This window comes from Micromonospora sp. KLBMP9576 (genome assembly GCF_050941805.1).
Lineage (GTDB): Bacteria > Actinomycetota > Actinomycetes > Mycobacteriales > Micromonosporaceae > Micromonospora.
Genome location: NZ_CP194567.1, coordinates 1 through 17,167, shown reverse-complemented (window position 1 = coordinate 17,167; position 17,167 = coordinate 1). Strand labels below are relative to the sequence as shown.

At 70.3% G+C, this 17,167-nt stretch carries 14 protein-coding genes, 2 tRNA genes and 1 pseudogene; 6 read left to right on the top strand and 11 right to left on the bottom strand.

The window, feature by feature from the left end:
* The first annotated feature begins 45 nt into the window (after positions 1-45).
* The 4 genes and pseudogenes from ACQ452_RS00085 (at position 46) to ACQ452_RS00070 (ending at position 3,159) form a co-directional block, all read left to right on the top strand.
* A complete protein-coding gene (locus tag ACQ452_RS00085; RefSeq protein WP_433388929.1) occupies positions 46-1,599 on the top strand; it encodes a sigma-70 family RNA polymerase sigma factor in 1,554 nt (517 codons plus the stop codon).
* Between the two features lie 404 nt (positions 1,600-2,003).
* Positions 2,004-2,219: pseudogene (locus tag ACQ452_RS00080) on the top strand (LPXTG cell wall anchor domain-containing protein); the annotation flags it as partial.
* 108 nt (positions 2,220-2,327) lie between these two features.
* Positions 2,328-2,885, top strand: coding sequence for a DUF2716 domain-containing protein (locus ACQ452_RS00075; RefSeq protein WP_433388928.1), 558 nt, complete (start codon positions 2,328-2,330; stop codon positions 2,883-2,885).
* Complete coding sequence (locus ACQ452_RS00070) at positions 2,857-3,159, top strand: tyrosine-type recombinase/integrase (protein ID WP_433388926.1); 303 nt, start codon at positions 2,857-2,859, stop codon at positions 3,157-3,159. The genes ACQ452_RS00075 and ACQ452_RS00070 overlap by 29 nt, the downstream gene beginning before the upstream one ends.
* 61 nt (positions 3,160-3,220) lie before the next feature.
* On the opposite strand, the gene ACQ452_RS00065 is transcribed toward ACQ452_RS00070, so the two are convergent.
* The 6 genes from ACQ452_RS00065 to gyrB all read right to left on the bottom strand — a co-directional run bounded on the left by ACQ452_RS00065 (position 3,221) and on the right by gyrB (position 9,355).
* Positions 3,221-3,296 (bottom strand) — tRNA-Ala (locus ACQ452_RS00065).
* Between the two features lie 37 nt (positions 3,297-3,333).
* On the bottom strand, positions 3,334-3,462 hold the full coding sequence (locus tag ACQ452_RS00060) for a DLW-39 family protein (protein WP_433388924.1): 129 nt from the start codon (positions 3,460-3,462) through the stop codon (positions 3,334-3,336).
* Between the two features lie 44 nt (positions 3,463-3,506).
* Positions 3,507-3,580, bottom strand: a tRNA-Ile gene (locus tag ACQ452_RS00055).
* A gap of 253 nt (positions 3,581-3,833) precedes the next feature.
* The gene (locus ACQ452_RS00050) at positions 3,834-4,745 is read right to left on the bottom strand and encodes a DUF3566 domain-containing protein (RefSeq protein WP_433388922.1); all 912 of its coding nucleotides are present in this window, start codon (positions 4,743-4,745) and stop codon (positions 3,834-3,836) included.
* 4 nt (positions 4,746-4,749) lie between these two features.
* The gene (gene gyrA / locus ACQ452_RS00045; RefSeq protein ID WP_433388920.1) at positions 4,750-7,278 is read right to left on the bottom strand and encodes a DNA gyrase subunit A; all 2,529 of its coding nucleotides are present in this window, start codon (positions 7,276-7,278) and stop codon (positions 4,750-4,752) included.
* A 130-nt stretch (positions 7,279-7,408) separates the two neighbouring features.
* On the bottom strand, positions 7,409-9,355 hold the full coding sequence (gene gyrB, locus ACQ452_RS00040) for a DNA topoisomerase (ATP-hydrolyzing) subunit B (protein WP_433388918.1): 1,947 nt from the start codon (positions 9,353-9,355) through the stop codon (positions 7,409-7,411).
* Between the two features lie 507 nt (positions 9,356-9,862).
* On the opposite strand from gyrB, the gene ACQ452_RS00035 reads away from it, so the two are divergent.
* A complete protein-coding gene (locus tag ACQ452_RS00035) occupies positions 9,863-10,417 on the top strand; it encodes a hypothetical protein (RefSeq protein ID WP_433388916.1) in 555 nt (184 codons plus the stop codon).
* 50 nt (positions 10,418-10,467) lie between these two features.
* A complete protein-coding gene (locus ACQ452_RS00030; RefSeq protein WP_433388914.1) occupies positions 10,468-10,695 on the top strand; it encodes a hypothetical protein in 228 nt (75 codons plus the stop codon).
* A gap of 3 nt (positions 10,696-10,698) precedes the next feature.
* Here the strand turns inward: ACQ452_RS00030 and ACQ452_RS00025 are convergent, their stop codons facing one another.
* The 5 genes from ACQ452_RS00025 to dnaA form a co-directional block, all read right to left on the bottom strand.
* Positions 10,699-11,352, bottom strand: coding sequence for a DUF721 domain-containing protein (locus ACQ452_RS00025; protein ID WP_433388912.1), 654 nt, complete (start codon positions 11,350-11,352; stop codon positions 10,699-10,701).
* Positions 11,342-12,475, bottom strand: coding sequence for a DNA replication/repair protein RecF (gene recF, locus ACQ452_RS00020; RefSeq protein WP_433388911.1), 1,134 nt, complete (start codon positions 12,473-12,475; stop codon positions 11,342-11,344). Before recF ends, ACQ452_RS00025 begins: the two co-directional genes overlap by 11 nt.
* 17 nt (positions 12,476-12,492) lie before the next feature.
* Complete coding sequence (gene gnd / locus ACQ452_RS00015; protein ID WP_433388909.1) at positions 12,493-13,365, bottom strand: phosphogluconate dehydrogenase (NAD(+)-dependent, decarboxylating); 873 nt, start codon at positions 13,363-13,365, stop codon at positions 12,493-12,495.
* A 40-nt stretch (positions 13,366-13,405) separates the two neighbouring features.
* Complete coding sequence (gene dnaN, locus ACQ452_RS00010; protein WP_433388907.1) at positions 13,406-14,539, bottom strand: DNA polymerase III subunit beta; 1,134 nt, start codon at positions 14,537-14,539, stop codon at positions 13,406-13,408.
* Between the two features lie 786 nt (positions 14,540-15,325).
* Positions 15,326-17,101: a chromosomal replication initiator protein DnaA gene (dnaA, locus tag ACQ452_RS00005; RefSeq protein WP_433394483.1), complete on the bottom strand. Its 1,776-nt coding sequence runs from the start codon at positions 17,099-17,101 to the stop codon at positions 15,326-15,328.
* Positions 17,102-17,167 lie beyond the last annotated feature (66 nt).

The window sequence follows — 17,167 nt, the reverse complement described above, 5'->3', positions numbered from 1 at the left end:
TCTCCACGGTGTACGAGGATGTCTCGTGAAGGCGAGGTTGTGAGCGTGGCCGATCACGCGTACCCGAACAGGACCGACATGTCGGCGGTGGTGGACGCGGCACGCCGCGGCGACCAGGCGGCGACGGACGAGCTGGTCTCGCACTATCTGCCACTGGTGTACAACATCGTGGGCCGGGCACTGAACCGGTCGGCGGATGTCGACGACGTGGTGCAGGAAACGATGTTGAGCGTCGTGCGCGGGCTGGCGGGCGTACGCGATCCGCGGCTCTTCCGGTCTTGGCTGGTGGCCGTCACCATGAACGAGGTCCGTGCCTACCAACGGCACCGGCACACCACACCCGCACCGCCGGAGGACATCGACCATCTGGTCGATCCGGGTTCCGACTTCGCGGACCTGACCCTGACCCGGCTCGGCCTGTCCGACCAGCGGCGGGAGGTCGCCCTGGCCACGCGCTGGCTGGACGACGACCACCGCCACCTGCTGTCCCTGTGGTGGCTGGTCGAGGCCGGTCATCTCTCCCGCGCCGACCTGGCCGATGCCGTGCAGCTGAACCCGCACCACGTGACCGTCCGCGTGGCCCGGATGAAGGCGCAGTTGGACACCGCCCGGCTGGTGGTGCGGGCCCTCGTCGCCCGGCCCGGCTGCGCCGGCCTGCTCGACACGGCCGCCGACTGGGATGGCCGGCCGGCGCCGGTGTGGCGCAAGCGGTTGGCGCGGCACATCCGGACCTGTCCGCACTGCCCGCACGTCACGTCGGATCTGGTTCCGGCCGAGCGGCTGCTGGCCGGCCTGGCGCTCACGCCGCTCCCGGTCGGCCTCGCCGGGCACGTCACGCGCCAGGTGCGCGCCGCCACCGATGCTGCGTGGGCCGTCGCACCGACGGGGGCGTACGCGAAGACCACCGGGGTGTTGCAGCAGGCCCGCGTCGCGGTCCTGTCCCTGCCCAAGGCCCTGGTCGGCATCATCGCGGCCGTGGCCGTGGTCGGCGGGGGAAGCCTCGCGCTCGCCGGCTACCGGGCCGGACCGGGCCAGCAGGCGACGAGCGCGAGCGGAGCGCAGCCCTCGACCGCGATCACCACCCCCGCCGCCGAGACGGCCGAATCCGCGCTCGCGTCGCCCTCCCCCTCGGCGGTCGAGGCGTCCCCGACCCCCGCCCGCTCGAGCCCCACCCCCACCAGGTCGCCGAGGACCACGACCAAGTCCCCGAGCCCGACCCCGACCAAGTCCGCCACCGGGTCCCCGAGCAAGTCCGCCAGCACGTCCACCGGCGTCTCCGCCACGGAACAGCGTCTGCTGGTGCTGCTCAACGAGCGACGCCGCGCGCTGGGGCTGCCCGAGGTCAAGCTGGGCACCACGCAGCAACGCGCCGCGGAATCCTGCGTGAAACAGAACCTGAACGCGGGCACCTTCGAGCACTGCGGCCACGAGGTCCTACACGCGTCCGGGGGAAGATCCTCACCCGAGCAGATGATCGAGGGCTGGTTCAACAGCCCTCCGCACAAGGCGGCGTTGACCTACCCCAGCTCTCGCTTCGCCGGCCCCGCAATCGTCTGGAACGGCACCCGCCAGATCTCCGCCATCAACATCGACTACTGAACCTCCCCCGCGTAGGGGTGGCGCAGGCGACGGAAGCGCCCCGGCCGGATATCCGGCCGGGGCGCGGGCGCGATGTGTGGGTCGGTGGGCAACGGCGTCTGGCCCCTGCCTCAAGAACATCAGATCAGGGCAACTTGCTCTCCGCGTCGAGCTATAAACCAAGATCCACATGCGATACCGCCGGGGATGGCCGCCTTTCTGACCGCGGTGTCGAATCGACCCTGTGCCCTGTCAAAGAACATCAGATCACGGATGTACAGTCATCCCACCTTCGTTGCTCTGCCCGCATGATGCAGGAGCGGCTGGACGGCACCGAGGATGATCTCCGCGCATTCCTCAAGGCGGACGTGCAAAAGGTCTTCATGTTTTGATCTTCAGCCGCAGAAGGTGGGAGCACCCAGCCCACACCGGCACCGACCGCCACGCCCAGCGCCACCACGACCGGTGCACCGCCCCCTGCCCCCTCCACCAGCCTGGGCGCCCCCGGCGGCGAGGGCGGCGGGCTGCCCGTGACCGGTGCCGAGACCGCCACCGCGGCCGGCATCGGCGCTGTGCTGCTGCTCCTCGGCGGCACGGGCTACCTGATCGGACGCCGACGCCGTTCCCGCTTCGTCGCATAGAGCACTCGACGCGCCCGGCCCGATGCCTCGTCGGGCCGGGCACGATCAGGCTGCCCGTGGCAAGGTACGTCACTCGACTGCTGCGGCCGGTCTGGAGAGGATCTACCGGTGACGACACCCGTGACCGGCTGGCAGCATCTCAACAGAGCCGAGTACGACCAGGTTTGGGACCGCTTCGACGAGCGCTTCAAGTTCCGGGCCAGTATGGACGCCTCGCAGTGGCCCGCCATCATCGAGCCTGCCCCGTCGCTGACCTGGGATCTCGCAATCAGCCGACACGACTTCGCTGAGCGATGGCGGTCCGGGCTGCGGCGCTTCGCGGTCGACGAAGACAGGCTCAACCGGCTGGTTATGGGCGCTCTGCAGGATTGCGTGGCCGAGGACGACTGGGTGTACGCCCTGGACTGGCAGCATCCGGCGTACCGCTGCTGGCCGCATCGCGTTGAGCGTGATTCGCGCACGGACATGTGGCCGGTAGAGGTCTTCCCGAACGGCGACTATCACATCTTCGCCAGCGGAGACCTGCGCTTCGGCACGTTCGGGCACCCCTGGGAGGCCACTCTCTGCGTGTGGGGAGCGGAGCTGATCGACGCTGTCGAGCTCCGCGACACAGGTGTGCTGGCCCGCCTGTATCGCCGTGACGGAAAGCCAGTCGACCGCCCGTAGCAGTTCACCTTCCACAAGTGCGGCGAGGCGCAAGAAGCACGGCGGTTTTCACGCACTGCGGCACCTCGTCGCCACGACGCTGATCACCAATCACGTCGAGCCGCGGGAGGTGCGGCGTCTGCTCCGGCACAGGACGTTGCGCGTCACGTTGGAGACGTACGTGCACTGGCTGCCGAAGCGAGAGAAACGGCCCAGCGGCGTCATCGGCTCGGCCCTGAGCGCCGCGGCGGAACCTGCCAACAGTGCGACCATCCGGCCGCAAGATCAAGAATGACCTACGCTCGGCATGCGCCCGTTGATCTTGCGATGAGGAATCGCCTGATCAGAGGCGATATTGGTGGAGCCCAGGGGACTCGAACCCCTAACCCCTGCCTTGCAAAGGCAGTGCTCTGCCAGTTGAGCTAGGGCCCCCGGGGCGGACGTGTTGCCGCCGGTGTCGGGAGGAAGATCAGCGCAGGTCGGGCGAGGTGGTCGCCTCGTGCCACAGGGCGCGCTCGTCGTTGGAGGCCTTGACCTTCCTGGCCACCACGGCTGCCACCCCGACGACACCGGCCAGGATGAGAAGCTTCTTGAACATGGGGCCTACCCCTCGTGCTCGACTGCCGTCGGACGACTGTGCGGTGGGGCTAGCTGGAATCGAACCAGCGACCTCAGAGTTATCAGCTCTGCGCTCTAACCGACTGAGCTATAGCCCCGTGTAGCGACGAGCAAGGTTAACCCATCCGTTCGTCCGGCCCCAAATCGGGGGTCGGCCGGGTCATCCGGGCCGTCGCCGCCACTCCGAACCTACCGGAGGCCGCGCGGCCGACCCAGTCGATTACGGCGCTCTCCCCGGCATCCGGAGCGCCCTCCGGGTGGCGGTGCGACGTGGCCGGGGCCCGGAAACAGACCCGGAGCGGACGGAAGCCGGGGCACCGCGTTCGGCGGTGCCCCGGCTTCCGGGGTGGTTCAGTCGCGCTCTGCGAGCGTCAGCTCGATGCCGCCGACCAGGTCGGCGCAGACGTTGTAGACGAACGCCCCGAGCGTGGCGAGCGCCGTGAACAGCACGACGTTGACCAGGCCGATCAGCGCCGAGCTGAGGATCACGCCCTTGGCGGTGATCTGGAAGCCGTTGGCGCTCTGGCCACCGCCGGCGCTGACCAGGTCGGTCAGGCTGTCGTTGACGCTGGTGAACACGCCCATCGCGTCGAGGGCCAGGTAGAGCACCGAGGTGGCCACCACCACGACGATGAAGAGCACCACCGAGACCGCGAACGCGAACTTCATGACCGACCAGGGGTCGATCCGCTTGAGGTTCAGCCGGGCCCGGCGGGGCCCGCGCGACGCGGCGGAACTGACCGACGTACGCGCGGCGCGTACCGCGTCACCGACGCGTGCCGCCCCGACGGCGGAGGCGCCGCTGACGCCCGGCGGCAGCCCGCCCCCGTTGGCCGGGCGACCCAGGCCGCCGGGACCGGCACCGTCCGGCTGCGGCTTCGCGGCACCGGTGACGCGGGGCTGGGTGCCGGTGGCGCCCGTGACCCGCGGCTGTGTCCCGGTCATGCCGGTCGGGTGGCCGGCACCGACCTTCAGCGGCTGTGTCGTCGTCGGTGCGGCGGCGGCCGGCTTGGCGGTGGGGGTCGGCTTGTCGGCCCCCACCGCTTCGCTCTTGGCAGCGGCGTCCCCGTCCTCGGAGGGCTTGTCCGGAGGCGGTGTCATTCCGGGAGCCCGGGTGAATTTCGGGGCAGGCGCGTCGGCGGGGACGGTTGCCCGGCCCACGGCCGCGCGGCCGGTCGCTGGTGTGCCACTCTTCGCGGCCTCCTCGTCGACCGGGGTGGCCGAGGGTCCCGTGTTCCCCGACTTCGCCTGTGTCTCCGTCATTCAACTAGTCCTGTTCGTCAGGCTCGTCGGCATTGCGAGCAATCGCCACGATAGTCACGCCGTCCGGAAGGTCCATCAGCTTGACCCCCATTGTGTTCCGGTCACGTGTACGGCGTACAGGCTTCACCGGAGTCCGGATGACACCACCGTTGCTGGTGATCGCGAACAACTCGTCGTCCTGGTCGATCACCACCGCGCCGACCAGACCACCGCGCCGCTCGGTGATCTTCGCGGTCAGCACGCCCTTACCTCCCCGGCCCTGCACGGGGTATTCCTCGATCGGGGTGCGTTTCGCGAACCCTCCGTTCGTGGCCACGAGGACGTCCAGGCCCTCGCGGACCACCTCCATGGCCAGCAGGACGTCGTCCTCGCTGAAGCGCATCCCGATCACGCCCGAGGTCGCCCGCCCCATCGGGCGCAGCGCCTCGTCGCTCGCGTTGAACCGGATCGCCTGGGCGTTCTTCGACACCAGCAGCAGGTCGTCGGAGGGGGCGACGAGCGCCGCCCCGACCAGCTCGTCCTCGTCGCGCAGGTTGATCGCGATGATGCCGCCGGACCGGGGGGAGTCGAACTCCTCAAGCCGAGTCTTCTTCACCAGGCCGTTCTTCGTGGCAAGTACCAGGTAGGGGGCCACCTGGTAGTTCGGAATCTCGATGATCTGCGCGATCTGCTCGTCGGGCTGGAACGCGAGCAGGTTGGCCACGTGCTGGCCCTTGGCCACCCTACTGGCCTCGGGAAGCTCGTACGCCTTGGCCCGATAGACGCGGCCCTTGTTGGTGAAGAAGAGCATCCAGTCGTGCGTCGAGCATACGAAGAAGTGGCTGACGATGTCGTCCTGCCGGAGAGTCGCCCCGCTGACACCCTTGCCGCCGCGCCGCTGGGACCGGTAGAGATCCACCTTGGTCCGCTTGGCGTAGCCCGTACGGGTGATGGTCACCACCACGTCCTCGCGGGCGATGAGGTCCTCCATGGAGACCTCGCCCTCGAACGGCATGATCTTGGTGCGGCGCTCGTCGCCCCACTTGGCGATGATCTCGCCCAGCTCCTCGGAGACGATCCTGCGCTGCCGCTCCGGCTTGGCGAGGATGTCCTTGAGGTCGGCGATCTCCACCTCCAGCTTGCCGAGGTCGTCGAGGATCCGCTGCCGCTCCAGGGCGGCGAGCCGGCGCAGCTGCATGTCGAGGATCGCGGTCGCCTGGATCTCGTCGATCTCGAGCAGCCGGATCAGGCCCTGCCGGGCGTCCTCCACCGTGGGCGAGCGCCGGATCAGGGCGATCACCTCGTCGAGGGCGTCCAACGCCTTGGACAGCCCGCGCAGGATGTGCGCCCGCTCCTCGGCCTTGCGCAGTCGGAACGCCGTCCGCCGGCGGATCACGTCGATCTGGTGCTCGACGTAGTAGCGGATGAACTGGGCCAGGTTGAGCGTGCGCGGCACCCCGTCGACCAGCGCCAGCATGTTGGCGCCGAAGGTCTCCTGGAGCTGGGTGTGCTTGTAGAGGTTGTTCAGGACCACCTTGGCGACCGCGTCGCGCTTGAGCACGAGCACGATCCGCATGCCGGTACGCCCGGAGGACTCGTCCCGGATGTCGGCGATGCCGGCGAGCTTGCCCTCCTTGATCAGCTCGGCGATCCGCTCGGCGAGGTTGTCCGGGTTGACCTGGTAGGGCAGCTCGCTGACCACCAGGCAGGGGCGGCCCCGCTTGTCCTCCTCGACCTCCACCACGGCGCGCATCCGGATCGAACCGCGCCCGGTGCGGTACGCGTCCTGGATCGCCTGGGTGCCCACGATCAGGCCGTAGGTCGGGAAGTCCGGCCCCTTGACGATCCCCATCAGGGCGTCGAGGGTGGTGGCCTCGTCCTCCTCCGGGTGCTCCAGGCACCACTGCACGGCCGCGCCGATCTCGCGCAGGTTGTGCGGCGGGATCTTGGTGGCCATGCCGACCGCGATACCCTCGGAGCCGTTGACCAGCAGGTTGGGAATCCGCGACGGCAGGATGGTGGGCTCCTTGGCCCGGCCGTCGTAGTTGTCCTGGAGGTCGACGGTGTCCTCGTCGATGTCCCGCAGCATCTCCATCGCCAGCGGGTCGAGCTTGCACTCGGTGTATCTCATCGCGGCGGCGGGGTCGTTGCCGGGCGAGCCGAAGTTGCCGTTGCCGTCGACCAGCGGGTAGCGCAGCGACCAGGGCTGCGCCATCCGGACCAGCGCGTCGTAGATCGCCGAGTCGCCGTGCGGGTGGAACTGGCCCATCACGTCGCCGACCACGCGGGAGCACTTGACGTAGCCCCGGTCCGGCCGGTAGCCGGAGTCGAACATGGCGTAGAGGATCTTGCGGTGGACCGGCTTCAGCCCGTCCCGGACGTCCGGCAGCGCCCGCCCGACGATGACGCTCATCGCGTAGTCGAGGTAGGAGCGCTGCATCTCCACCTCGAGCCCGACCGGTTCGACGCGGTCGTGCGCGACGACGGCGGCGAGGGTCTCGGGGGCCTCGGGGGCCTCGGGCTCGTTCGGTGTGGACTCGGGAATATCGGTCACTGTTAACCCTTATCAGACTCAGAGTCGTTTTCGTGCTGTGGATAACGGCTGTGGATACCGGCCATGCTGTGGATAACTCTGTGGATCGGCGGCCCGACCGGTGGACGACCGGCCGGCCCGCCGAGGCCCGTCAGATGTCCAGGAACCGGACGTCCTTGGCGTTGCGCTGGATGAACGAGCGGCGCGCCTCCACGTCCTCACCCATCAGCACGGTGAACAACTCGTCGGCGGTGGCCGCGTCGTCGAGCGTGACCTGACGCAGCGTACGCGTCGCCGGGTTCATCGTGGTCTCCCACAGTTCGGGGTAGTTCATCTCGCCGAGGCCCTTGAAGCGCTGGATGTCGTCCGGCTTCGCGTTCGGCTTCTTCTGCTGACGCAGCGCGATCAGGCCGTCCCGCTCGCGGTCCGAGTACGCGTACTGCGCGTCATCGCCCTTCTTGTTCCACTTGATCTTGTAGAGCGGCGGGGCGGCCAGGTAGACGTGCCCCAGCTCGACCAGCGGACGCATGAAGCGGAAGAGCAGCGTGAGCAGCAGCGTCTGGATGTGCTGGCCGTCCACGTCGGCGTCGGCCATCAGCACCGTCTTGTGGTAGCGCAGCTTCTCGATGTCGAAGTCGTCGTGGATGCCGGTGCCCAGCGCGGTGATCAGCGCCTGGACCTCGTTGTTCTTGAGCACCCGGTCGATCCGGGCCTTCTCCACGTTGAGGATCTTGCCTCGGATCGGCAGGATCGCCTGGGTCCGCGGGTCGCGACCCTGCTTGGCCGAGCCGCCGGCCGAGTCGCCCTCGACGATGAAGACCTCGGACTCACGCGGGTCGGTCGACTGGCAGTCGGCCAGCTTGCCCGGCATGGAGCCCGACTCCAGCAGCGACTTGCGCCGGGCCAGCTTGCGCGCCTGCTGCGCGGCGATCCGGGCCCGGGCGGCCTGGGACGCCTTCTGGATGATGATCTTCGCTTCGGCCGGGTTGCGGTCGAACCAGTCGACCAGCCACTCGTTGCAGACCCGCTGCACGAAGCTCTTGACGGGGGTGTTGCCCAGCTTCGTCTTGGTCTGGCCCTCGAACTGCGGGTTGGCCAGCTTGACCGAGATGATCGCGGCCAGGCCCTCGCGGATGTCCTCGCCGGAAAGCTTCTCGTCGCCCTTGAGCAGCTTCTTGTCGGCGCCGTAGCGGTTGACGACGGTCGTCAACGCGGCCCGGAAGCCCTCCTCGTGGGTGCCGCCCTCGTGGGTGTTGATCGTGTTGGCGAAGGTGTAGACCGACTCGCCGTACGACTCGTTCCACTGCATGGCGATCTCGACCGACATGCCCTCCTCCTCGGCCCCGAACTCGACCACCGTCTTGTGCATCGGGGACTTGGAGGCGTTGAGGTGCCGGACGAAGTCGGCGATGCCGCCCCGGTAGCAGAAGGTGACCTCGCGCGGCTTGCCCTCCTCGTCCTCCGCCACCCGCTCGTCGAGCAGGTGGATGGTGAGGCCACGGTTGAGGAAGGCCATCTCCTGGATGCGCCGGTAGATGGTCTGGAAGTCGAAATCGACGGTCTCGAAGACCTCCGGGTCGGGCCAGAAGGAGACCGCGGAGCCCGTCCGGTCGGTCGTCTCGCCCTTCTCAAGGGTGCCCGGCTTGGAGTTGTGGTATTGCTGGCGCCAGACGAACCCCGACTTGTGGATCTCCACCGCCATCCGGGAGGAGAGCGCGTTCACCACGGAGACGCCGACGCCGTGCAGGCCGCCGGAGACCGCGTACGACTTGCCGTCGAACTTGCCGCCCGCGTGCAGCACGGTCAGCGCCACCTCGACACCCGGCTTCTTCAGCTTCGGGTGCAGGTCGACCGGGAAGCCCCGGCCGTTGTCGGTGACCTGGACCCCGCCGTCGGCCAGCAGCACCACGTCGATGGTGTCGCAGTGGCCGGCCAGCGCCTCGTCCACCGCGTTGTCGACGACCTCCCACACGAGGTGGTGCAGGCCGCGTTCGCCGGTCGACCCGATGTACATACCGGGGCGCTTCCGGACCGCCTCCAGCCCCTCGAGAACGGTGATCGACCCGGCGTCGTAATCCTGCTTGTCCTGCGCTGCCACCCTCGGCCACTTTCTCGCGCCGTACGCGCCTGGTGGCGCGTCGGGCGCGGGTTCGGCGGACAGGACGCGACGTCGACGCGCGGACCGACCCCGGACAGGACTTCCGGGGTACGGGTCGAACGCGCCGGTCGCCGCGGTTGCCCGCGGATCGCGATCGGCTCGACCCGAGGTGGACAATGATGGCGGGCCCCGCTCCGGGCCCCGTGTCTCGTCGCTCCGCACCGGGTCTTCGTCTCGGGGTCAATCTTACTGTGCGCGGACGACAGAAACACCACTCGGCACCCTTGCGGGCCGGCTGAGACCGACGTAGCCGGCCGAACCGCGCCGCCCGCGACTCCCCCTACACGCAAGGGGGCGATCGAGGGCGGCGCCGCCCGACGATCGGTGTCGGTCGGCCGGTCGGAAACACCACCCGCCGCGCCGACCGTCCGGCCTTGATCTTTTCCGGCCGGAACCGGACGATCGAGCCGATACGAACTACCCGTGCTCTCGGAGAGGTGACACAAGATGGGGCTGGACAACGTCGCGGTGCAGTGGCCGCGGACCGGCCGCTTCTACGATCCGGTCGCACCGGCCGAGTTCGTCGACTTCGGCGACATCGTCGACATGCCCCGCATCTCGGCGCCCACCGCGGCGCTCGCCGAGCTGATCGCCAAGACCGGCACCGTGCGGGCTACCGCCTACACGGAGCTGGTGGACCTGCTGCTCGGCCTGGAGGGTGTGCTCTACGCCACCGACGCGGCCGCCGAGGACGAGGACCCGGTGATCGACCCCGACGGCTGCGCCTGGGTCGCCGGCGGCATCGAGCGGTTCGTGACGGGCCACCGCCCGCACGGCGAGGCGATCACCTTCGACTCGGTGAGCCAGGTGCTGCGGTCGCTGCTCGCCGACGGGCGGCTGGCCGAGCAGCAGTTGCGCTGGCTCGACAACCGGCTGGAGGCGCTGCGCGACGAGAGCGGGGAGCCGCCGCAGTGGAACTTCACCTGCGCCGAACTGGCCGTGCTCGCCGCCTTCTACCGCCGCTGCGCCGACCGCGGCTTCGCCGTCTACGCCGACGCCTGAGTCCCCCAAGGCTGGCGGTACGTTTGGGCCACCGACGGAAAGGCTGGGCGATGAGCGAGGACAAGCCGACTTCGAAGGCCCCCGGTGAGGGCGGACGCCTGATGGCCTGGGCCTTCCGGCGCCTCGCGGGCCCACCCGAGGTGCAGGGCGCCGTGCAGGGCGGCTCGGTCCAGGCCCGCGAGGCGTGGAAGCAGGACCTGGAACGACGCAAGCAGTGGAGCCGCGAGCAGCGCGAACGCAAGCGCGCCGAGCGGGAGGCCCGGCGCGGCGGGCAGTGACCGTCAGCCGTAGGTGTCCCGGGGGCCGCGCCCCCGGACCCGGCGCGGGCCCTTCGACCAGGACGGCGCGGCGGGCCCGTGGATGTGCAGCTTGCGCACCACGTTGTGACCCACCTCGCTGGCGATCTGCTTCAGCAGCGAGCCGGCCAGCAGCCGCAACTGGGTGGCCCACGCCGTCGAGCGGGCCTCCACGGTCAGCTCGCCGTCCTCCAGCTTGACCGGCCGGCTGTGCTGGGCCACCTCCGCGCCGACCACCCGCTCCCAGGCGCCGAACACCGTCGCCTCGGCGGCCGGCTGCTGCCAGCCGCGCGCCTTGACGAGCCGGTTCAACACCGCGCCGAGCAGCTGCGGATCGCGCGGGTCCGGCCCCGGGCCGGAGTAACCCCGCAGGCGCCGCTGCTGGCCGCCCTCGCCGTCGCCGCCACCGGGGCCACGTCGGCGGGTGCGGGCCGCGGACTCCCGGCGGGCCCTCGCCGCGTCCAGCACCGCCCGGGCCAGCTCCGGTCCGGCCGCGGCACCGCTCCCCGCCGCTCCGTCGGCCGCCGCACCGTCACCGGCCGCCGCACCGTCATTGGCTGCGGCGCCGGAGTCCCCGCCCCTCGCCCCGGCCCCTCGTCGCGGGCCGAGTCGGGCCGGCGGAAGCTGCTCATCCGGCACGGCGCACCGCCCCTGAGCCCACGTCGTACCGGGCGCCGCGCAGGGACGCTGGCACGTCCTCGTCGACCGCGCACGTCACCAGCACCTGGCTCGCCCCGCCGACCAGCTCCGCCAGCCGCTCCCGCCGCCCGGCGTCCAACTCGGCGAAGACGTCGTCGAGCACCAGCACCGGTTCGATGCCGTCGGAGCGCAACAGGTCGTAACCGGCCAGCCGCAGAGCCAGGGCGTACGACCAGCACTCGCCGTGGCTGGCGTACCCCTTCGCGGGCAGCGGGCCCAGCGTCAACGCGAGCTCGTCGCGGTGCGGGCCGACCAGGGTGGTGCCCCGCTCGACCTCGGCGGTACGGGAGTCGGCCAGCGCGGCGGTCAACGCCGCCGCCAGCGCCTCCCGGTCGGTGGTGGGCTCCGCCAGCTCCACCGACGGCCGGTACGCGATCCCGGCGGCCCCCCGGCCCGCCGCCACCGCGTCGTACGCCTTCGTCACGTGCGGCCCCAGCGCGGCGACCAGCTCGAGGCGACCGGCGAGCAGTTCCGCGCCGTGTCGGGCCAGGTGCGTGTCCCAGACCGCCAGGGTCGACAGGTCCCCGCCCCGCGACCCGCCCGTCTTGCGGGCCAGGTACGCGGTGCGCAGCAACGCGTTGCGCTGCTTCACCACCCGCTCGTAGTCGGCCCGTACCCCGGCGAACCGGGGCTGGCGGCTGACCAGCAGGTCGTCGAGGTAGCGCCGCCGCTCGCCCGGGTCGCCCCGGATGAGTTCCAGGTCCTCCGGGGCGAACAGCACGAGCCGCAGCGCGCCGAGCACGTCCCGCGCGCGACGGGCCGGCGACCGTCCGAGCCGCGCCCGGTTGGCCTTGCCCGGGACGATCTCCAACTCGATCAGCAGCTCCCGCCCCTCGTGCACGACCACGCAGCGGATCACGGCCGAGGAGGCACCCATCCGGACGAGGGGGGCGTCCGTGGCGACCCGGTGCGAATCCAGGGTCGCCACGTAGCCCAGCGCCTCGACCAGGTTCGTCTTGCCGACGCCGTTGGCGCCGGTCAGCACGTTCGCCCCCGGCTCCAGGTCCACGCCGACCCGCTCGTACGAGCGGAAGTCGACCAGTTCGAGCCGGCGAACGTACACGGGTGCGTGTATTCCGGTCAGCGCTTGTGGACGGCGTGCCCGCCGAACTGCTGACGCAGGGCGGCGACGGCCTTCATGGCCGGCGAGTCGTCCTGCCGGGAGGCGAAGCGGGCAAAGAGCGAGGCGGTGATCACGTTCAGCGGCACGGCCAGCCGGACCGCCTCGTCGACCGTCCACCGGCCCTCGCCGGTGTCCTCCGTGTAGCCGCTCAGCTCCGCCAGCTCCGGGTCCTCGTCGAGGGCCCGGTCGAGCAGGTCGAGCAGCCACGAGCGGACCACGGTGCCCTCACGCCAGGACTTGAACACCCCCGGCACGTTGGTCACCAGCTCCGACTTGGCCATCAGCTCGTAGCCCTCGGCGTACGCGTGCATCAGGCCGTACTCGATGCCGTTGTGCACCATCTTGGCGTAGTGCCCGGCACCGACCGGCCCGGCGTGCACGAAGCCGAACTCGCCCTCCGGCTTGAGCGACTCGAAGATCGGCATGAGCCGGTCGACGTGCTCCTGGGCGCCGCCGACCATCAGCGCGTAGCCGTTCTGCCGGCCCCAGACGCCACCCGAGACACCGGCGTCGAGGTAGCCGATGCCGCGCTCGTTCAGCCGCTCGGCGCGGGGCGCGTCGTCGCTGAACCGGGAGTTGCCGCCGTCGATGATGATGTCGTCCGCGCCGAGGAAGCCCGCGAGCTCGTCGATGGTCGCGTCGGTGACGCCGGCGGGGACCATCACCCAGATCGCGCGGGGCGACTCCAGCTTCTCCGCCAGCTCCGCCAGGGTCGCGACGTCACTCAGCTCCGCGTTGTGGTCGAAGCCGACCACCTCGTGGCCGGCAGCGCGCAACCGCTCGCGCATGTTGCCGCCCATCCGGCCGAGCCCTACCAGGCCGAGCTGCATGTGTTCCTACCTCCGTGCGTCAGGGTCTTCTCGGGTGCGATCAGCGCGAGACGCGGATCGGCATGATGAGGTACCGGTACCCGGGGATGACCTCGCCATCCTCGCCGGCGGGTGAGATCACCGCGGGCTTGAAGGCGTCGACGAACGAGAGCACGGCAAACTGGGCACCCAGGTTGGTGAGGCCGTCGATCAGGTACTGGGGGTTGAAGCCGACGGTCAGCGGGTCACCCGTGAAGGTGGCCTCCATCGCCTCGCTGGCCCGTGCCTCCTCGGTGCCGCCGGCCTCGACCACCAGACCGTCGGTGCTGAAGCTGAGCAGCACCGGGGTCGTGCGCTCGGCGACCAGGGCGACGCGCTTGACGACCTCGATCAGGGTGCTGACCGCCACCCGGGCCTCGGCGTTGTGGGTGGCCGGGAAGAGCGAGCGCACCGGCGGGTAGTTCGCCCCGTCGAGCAGCCGGCTGGTGGTGCGCCGGGTGCCACCGGCGAAGCCGATCATCCCCTCGCCGGCCTTGCCCTGGGAGAGCGCCATCGTGACCTGGCCACCGATCGGGCCCAGGGCCTTGGCCGTGTCGTTGAGGGTGCGGGCCGGCACGAGGGCGTTGATGCTCACCTCGGGGTCGTCCGGGTTCCACTGCATCTCGCGCAGGGCCAGCCGGTAGCGGTCGGTCGCGAGCATGGCCAGCGTGCCACCGGAGAGCTCGATGCGTACGCCGGTCATCATCGGCAGCGTCTCGTCGCGGCCCGCGGCGATGGCGACTTGGGCGACCGCCGAGGCGAAGGCGGCGGCGTCGACGGTGCCGGTGCTCTCCGGCATGTCCGGCAGAGCCGGGTAGTCCTCGACCGGCATGGTCGGCAGGGTGAAGCGGGCGCTGCCGCAGACCAGTTCCAGGTGGGAACCGACGGCGGCGATGTCGACCGGTTTGGCGGGCAACGCCTTGGTGATCTCGGCCAGCAGTCGCCCCGAGACCAGGGCGGCGCCGTCGGCGTCGCCCTGCACCTCGACGGTGACCTGGCTGGAAACCTCGTAGTCGAAGCCGGAGACCTGCAGGTTGCCGTCGGTGACCCGCAGCATGGCGCCGGCGAGCACCGGTACGGACGGCCGGTTGGGCAGGCTCTTCGCGGTCCAGGCCACGGCCTCAGCGAGCGCGTCGCGCTCCACTCGGAACTTCATCAATGCCTCCGCGTCGACGTCAGCAACAACTCTCTCATGCCGACCGCTGCCCACCGACCCGCCTGTCCGTGCGGGTACCCATCGCACCTTAGGGCGCGCGGGCATCGGCTGTGCGTCCGACCCCGTGGATCCAGGTGCCCGGGCGACCGCCGACGGCAGCATCTGGCCCCATCCACAGAAAGCCCAACGGTGATGATTGGTTTTTGTTCTCTTAGAAGAGATAACCCGTCATCTTCGTAGCACCTGTGCAAACTGTGGAAAACCCGCGTTTGGGCAGCTCAGCCACGTTATCCACCGGTGGGTTACCTGTGGATGACGTGGGGTATAACCCCGGGGTTGGTCCACAGGCCCTCGGCGGCCCCCAGGTTGTCCACCGCCGTCCACCGGTTATCCACAGGTTGTCCACCTACTTTCTCCCCAGCGCTGTGGATAGCCGAAGGCCGTTCAGGTGGCGTCATCCCCAGAACCTTCAACAGGTTTCCCACAGGCCCACCGTCGGCTGTGGACAACCGGACCGGTCGTCCACAGCCATCCACAGGCGTCCACAGGCTTGTCCCCAGGGTTTTTCCACAACCTGTGGGTAACCGGGGCGTGGGCGGACGGTAGTTGTCCACAGGCTGTGGACGAAGGGATGTGGACAACGATCGGGTCGCCGGCCGGAAACGGGTCGGCCGCTGTGGCGCACGCCATGCCGACAGCCGCGCGCGGAGCACGAAAAAGCGCCCGGCCGGTGGTCCGGCCGGGCGCGTCGGGCACCCCTGTCCGCCACGGTCGGCGGCGTACGACTCAGGTGTTCTGCTTGATCCGGTTGGTCAGCTCCGCGATCTGGTTGTAGAGCGAGCGGCGCTCGGCCATCTGCTGGCGGATCTTGCGGTCGGCGTGCATGACCGTGGTGTGGTCGCGCCCGCCGAAGGCCTGCCCGATCCGGGGCAGCGAGAGGTCGGTCAGCTCCCGGCACAGGTACATGGCGACCTGGCGGGCGTTGACCAGCACCCGGGAGCGGGAGTGACCCCGCAGGTCCTCCAGGCTCACCCCGAAGTAGTCGGCGGTGGAGACCATGATCTGGTCCGCGGTGATCTCCGGCCCGGTGCCGTCCGGAATGAAGTCCCGCAGCACCTCCTCCGCCAGCGACAACTCGACCGTGGACCGGGTCAGGCTGGCGAACGCCGTCACCCGGATCAGCGCGCCCTCCAACTCCCGGATCGAGTTCGACACCCGGGAGGCGATGAACTCCAGCACGTCCGGCGGGGCGTAGAGCCGCTCCTGCGCCGCCTTCTTCTGCAGGATCGCGATCCGGGTCTCCAGGTCGGGCGGCTGGATGTCGGCCAGCAGCCCCCACTCGAAGCGGGTACGCAGCCGGTCCTCCAGGGTCGCGAGCTGCTTCGGGGACCGGTCGGAGGTGATCACGATCTGCTTGTTGGCGTTGTGCAGGGTGTTGAAGGTGTGGAAGAACTCCTCCTGCGTGCGCTCGCGGTTCTCCAGGAACTGGATGTCGTCGATCAGCAGGATGTCGACGTCGCGGTAGCGCCGCTGGAACGCGCTGGTCTTGTCGTCGCGTAGGGAGTTGATGAAGTCGTTGGTGAATTCCTCGGTCGAGACGTACCGGACCGAGCGCGCGTTGCCCAGTGTCGTGGCGTAGTGCCCGATGGCGTGCAGCAGGTGCGTCTTGCCCAGCCCCGAGCTGCCGTAGATGAACAGCGGGTTGTACGCCTTCGCCGGCGACTCCGCGACCGCGACGCTCGCCGCGTGGGCGAAGCGGTTGGACGAGCCGATGACGAACGTCTCGAACATGTACTTCGGGTTGAGCCGGTTGCCGCCGCCGTCCGCACCGGGCGGCCGACGGTCGTCGCGGCCACCGGGCCGGTGATCCCCGCCACCGCGCCCCGGCCCGCTGTCGGTGCCGGTGTCGCGGGGCAGGGCCCGGATCACGTGCTGGTCCCGGGGGGACGCGGCGTCCTCGCGGTAACGGGGCTCGTAGCCCCGGGTGTCGGTGCCCGGCTGGTCCAGCCGGGCGGCCCGCTCGTCGTAGCCGCGCTGGTCGAGCGGCTGCCGGCCCCGCACCGGGCGGTCGGCGCGCGGCGGCTCGGCGAAGGCCGTGCTGAACAGGGCCTCCTGCCCGTCGCGATCGCCCGGCCGGTGCCCGTCGTCGCCCGGCGACGCGTCGTGCTGCTGTCGCCGCTGCGGGTGGGCCTGCTCGGGGATGAGCGGCGACTGCCCGGCGTCGAGCGCCGCGTCGTCGCGCTGCCCGGCCGGGCCGTCGTAGCCCGCAGGAACGTCCGGGTAGCCGAGCGGCCCAGCGTCGTGCTCGACCGGCCCGGCCTCGGGGCCGCTGCGGTAGACGGTGCCCGCCGGGCGGCCGGAGCCGCCCTCGGGCGCACGCACGGTCACCGCCACCTGGATCGGCCGGCCCAGTCGGCGGGTGAGCGCCTCCGTGATCGCCGGGCGCAGCCGGGACTCGATGACGTCCCGGGTGAAGGCGTCCGGAACGGAGAGCAGCGCGGTGTCCTCGACGATGGCCCGCAGGCGGGTCAGCCGGAGGTAGGCCCGCTGCTGCGCGGAGATGATCTCGTCGGCGAGTTCGTCGGTCGTCGCCGCCCACATCGCGGCAAGGTCGGTCGTACCGGTCAC